Origin of the sequence: Campylobacter sp. BCW_6463 (assembly GCF_001762785.1) — a bacterium.
GTDB classification, from domain to species: Bacteria; Campylobacterota; Campylobacteria; order Campylobacterales; family Campylobacteraceae; genus Campylobacter_D; species Campylobacter_D jejuni.
The window spans coordinates 1-3,788 of record NZ_MJXL01000072.1; the positions used below are offsets into that span (position 1 = coordinate 1).

Consider the following 3,788-nt stretch of genomic DNA (forward strand, 5'->3'; position numbering starts at 1 on the left):
CCCCCCCCCGTAGACACCTTACTTGAAATAATATTTTTACTCAAATATTTTTCTCCTTCCTTATTTAAAATGATTTATTTTGAAATTAATTTCATATTATTTATTTTTTAATAATAATATAAAATATAAAAATAAAATAGCGGAATAATAAAATATTTAAACTTAAAGTATAATTAAATACTGATTATTATATAAAATAAAATTTCAATTTAAATTTTATTTTATATAAAAAATTAATTTAATGAGAGTAAATTTATATGAAATGTTATTTTACAAAACGCAACGAAGATTTAAGTTGTATAAGCGTGAATTTTCACGCTTACTCTAGTTCATATTTTTTGATCAAAGTATTGTAAAATCCATTGGTTTTTGTCTCATCTATACCTTTGTCAAAAATTTTTACCAATTCTTTTTGTTTGTTTTTATCAAAAGCAAAGCTAAAGCCTTCTCCACCATCCATTTCTTGGTAAAAACTTACCAATTCTGGATTTTCAGCTAAAAAACCTTTAGCAGTATCTTCATCTGCGATAATAGCATCAATTTTGTTGTTTTTTAGTGCTAAAACAGCAATATTTAAATCTTTATTACTTTGCACTTGTGCATTTTTGATAGCTTTTGCAGTATTTTCTTGTAAAGTTCCTAGTTGAACTCCTATTTTTTTACCTTCTAAATCATTTTTTGTTTGAAGTAAATTGTTACTTTTTAGTTTAAGATAAAGATTTTTACTCATATAGTAAGGTTTAGTAAAATCAACACTCTGTCTTCTTTCATCCGTTGCACTCATAGCCGAGGCAATCATATCAATTTTACCAGCTTTTAAAGCAGGTATTAGCCCATCGAAATTGGTTTCAACCCAAACAATTTTAATACCATTTTTTTTGGCGATCTCTTCTACTAGATCCGTATCAAAACCTGTAAGTTTTGAATTTTCTTTATAGTTAAAAGGTTTATAGTTTGGGGCGGTTCCAACCTTTAATTCTACGCTTGCATTTGTTTCTTTGTTTTTAGAATCATTGCAAGCGTTTAAAAATAAGCCAATCAAGGCAACTAAAACAACACTAAATATTTTTTTCATTTTCTTCCTTTGATATAAAATGTTTTAAAATTATACTTATTTTAAATTTATATTTAATTAAGTCTGATTGCTTTTTACAATGTTTAAAAGTAAGTAATCCTTGATATATTATTTATACAAATTTCAAAAAACCCACCAAATACTTATATAAATACTTACACAAATATTTATATTGTTTAATCCCTCTTTAAGTTTAATTGGTTATACTTTCATTTCCTTTTTTGAAAAAAGGACTTAAAATCTTTTAAATTATAAAGTTTCATTAGCTTACGTAGATTTTATAAATTAACTTTATTTTAGATTTTTTAAGTTTTTAAATTATTTGAGTTTTTAACTTTCTTAATTTTTTAATTTAAAGCTAAAAAGTTTTATTTATAAATCTTAGTTTTTTAATTTAAAAACTTTTCTTTTAAAAATGATTTTTTGTTTTGTTCTTTTAACTTAGTATTGTTATTCAAATCTTATTAGTCAATCTTTGAAATCTAAATAAGTGATCGATTGAGCCAGAAAGATTTAGACATAAGTAATTATGTAAAATCTATTCAATCTAATAATTAAAAAGATTAAAAGCTTTTCTTTTAATCTTTTATAACTTTTTCTTTGAAGAAAAAGATTAAACTATCTATAAAAGTAATAAGGTTTATCTCTTTAATGCAATCTAAGTAGTTTATCTATTAGGTTGGCGGGGTAGGCCTTTAGCTTGCTTCTTAGTCAAGGCTTTGCCTTGATGCTAAAGAAGGTTTATTATGGAGAGTTTGATCCTGGCTCAGAGTGAACGCTGGCGGCGTGCCTAATACATGCAAGTCGAACGATGAAGCTTTTAGCTTGCTAGAAGTGGATTAGTGGCGCACGGGTGAGTAAGGTATAGTTAATCTGCCCTACACAAGAGGACAACAGTTGGAAACGACTGCTAATACTCTATACTCCTGCTTAACATAAGTTGAGTAGGGAAAGTTTTTCGGTGTAGGATGAGACTATATAGTATCAGCTAGTTGGTAAGGTAATGGCTTACCAAGGCTATGACGCTTAACTGGTCTGAGAGGATGATCAGTCACACTGGAACTGAGACACGGTCCAGACTCCTACGGGAGGCAGCAGTAGGGAATATTGCGCAATGGGGGAAACCCTGACGCAGCAACGCCGCGTGGAGGATGACACTTTTCGGAGCGTAAACTCCTTTTCTTAGGGAAGAATTCTGACGGTACCTAAGGAATAAGCACCGGCTAACTCCGTGCCAGCAGCCGCGGTAATACGGAGGGTGCAAGCGTTACTCGGAATCACTGGGCGTAAAGGGCGCGTAGGCGGATTATCAAGTCTCTTGTGAAATCTAATGGCTTAACCATTAAACTGCTTGGGAAACTGATAGTCTAGAGTGAGGGAGAGGCAGATGGAATTGGTGGTGTAGGGGTAAAATCCGTAGATATCACCAAGAATACCCATTGCGAAGGCGATCTGCTGGAACTCAACTGACGCTAAGGCGCGAAAGCGTGGGGAGCAAACAGGATTAGATACCCTGGTAGTCCACGCCCTAAACGATGTACACTAGTTGTTGGGATGCTAGTCATCTCAGTAATGCAGCTAACGCATTAAGTGTACCGCCTGGGGAGTACGGTCGCAAGATTAAAACTCAAAGGAATAGACGGGGACCCGCACAAGCGGTGGAGCATGTGGTTTAATTCGAAGATACGCGAAGAACCTTACCTGGGCTTGATATCCTAAGAACCTTATAGAGATATGAGGGTGCTAGCTTGCTAGAACTTAGAGACAGGTGCTGCACGGCTGTCGTCAGCTCGTGTCGTGAGATGTTGGGTTAAGTCCCGCAACGAGCGCAACCCACGTATTTAGTTGCTAACGGTTCGGCCGAGCACTCTAAATAGACTGCCTTCGTAAGGAGGAGGAAGGTGTGGACGACGTCAAGTCATCATGGCCCTTATGCCCAGGGCGACACACGTGCTACAATGGCATATACAATGAGACGCAATACCGCGAGGTGGAGCAAATCTATAAAATATGTCCCAGTTCGGATTGTTCTCTGCAACTCGAGAGCATGAAGCCGGAATCGCTAGTAATCGTAGATCAGCCATGCTACGGTGAATACGTTCCCGGGTCTTGTACTCACCGCCCGTCACACCATGGGAGTTGATTTCACTCGAAGCCGGAATACTAAACTAGTTACCGTCCACAGTGGAATCAGCGACTGGGGTGAAGTCGTAACAAGGTAACCGTAGGAGAACCTGCGGTTGGATCACCTCCTTTCTAGAGTACAAAGTAATAAGTCTCACAACTATTACTTCAATATATAAACTCAATTGATTCTTGTTTAGATTTCAAAGATTGATGATAAAGCTAATTGTTTATGGGGAATTAGCTCAGCTGGGAGAGCGCCTGCTTTGCACGCAGGAGGTCAGCGGTTCGATCCCGCTATTCTCCACCATTTATTAAGGGCCTATAGCTCAGCTGGTTAGAGTGCACCCCTGATAAGGGTGAGGTCACAAGTTCAAGTCTTGTTAGGCCCACCATAAAAAAGATTTGAATAAAAAAGCTTTAAAATCTAAAGCAAGTATATAAAGTAGATTAAATATAAAATATAAACTCTATACTTAGATTTATTTTTATCTTTAGCTATAAAAGAATATACTTTAAATAGATATAAGTAGCATATACATTATGTATTTATATTTATAATGATTATATTAATATATATATATATATA

1 protein-coding gene, 2 tRNA genes and 1 rRNA gene are annotated in these 3,788 nt (G+C 34.9%); 3 read left to right on the top strand and 1 reads right to left on the bottom strand.

All coding sequences use genetic code 11. The features are described 5' to 3' along the window. Positions 1-319: 319 nt before the first annotated feature. Positions 320-1,075 (bottom strand): basic amino acid ABC transporter substrate-binding protein, encoded by a 756-nt coding sequence (locus AJ884_RS08065; protein WP_044779581.1) that lies wholly within the window; start codon positions 1,073-1,075, stop codon positions 320-322. A 743-nt stretch (positions 1,076-1,818) separates the two neighbouring features. Here AJ884_RS08065 and AJ884_RS08070 point away from each other — a divergent pair. From AJ884_RS08070 to AJ884_RS08080, 3 genes are all read left to right on the top strand, one after another. Continuing rightward, a 16S ribosomal RNA gene (locus tag AJ884_RS08070) occupies positions 1,819-3,331 on the top strand. Positions 3,332-3,433: 102 nt separating this feature from the next. Further along, positions 3,434-3,509 (top strand) — tRNA-Ala (locus AJ884_RS08075). 8 nt (positions 3,510-3,517) lie between these two features. Next, positions 3,518-3,594, top strand: a tRNA-Ile gene (locus AJ884_RS08080). The last annotated feature ends 194 nt before the right edge of the window (positions 3,595-3,788 follow it).

What these genes read in the sequence shown, in the direction of transcription:
- AJ884_RS08065 (WP_044779581.1), bottom strand. Translation starts at nt 1,075, where the DNA reads ATGAAAAAAATATTTAGTGTTGTTTTAGTTGCCTTGATTGGCTTATTT.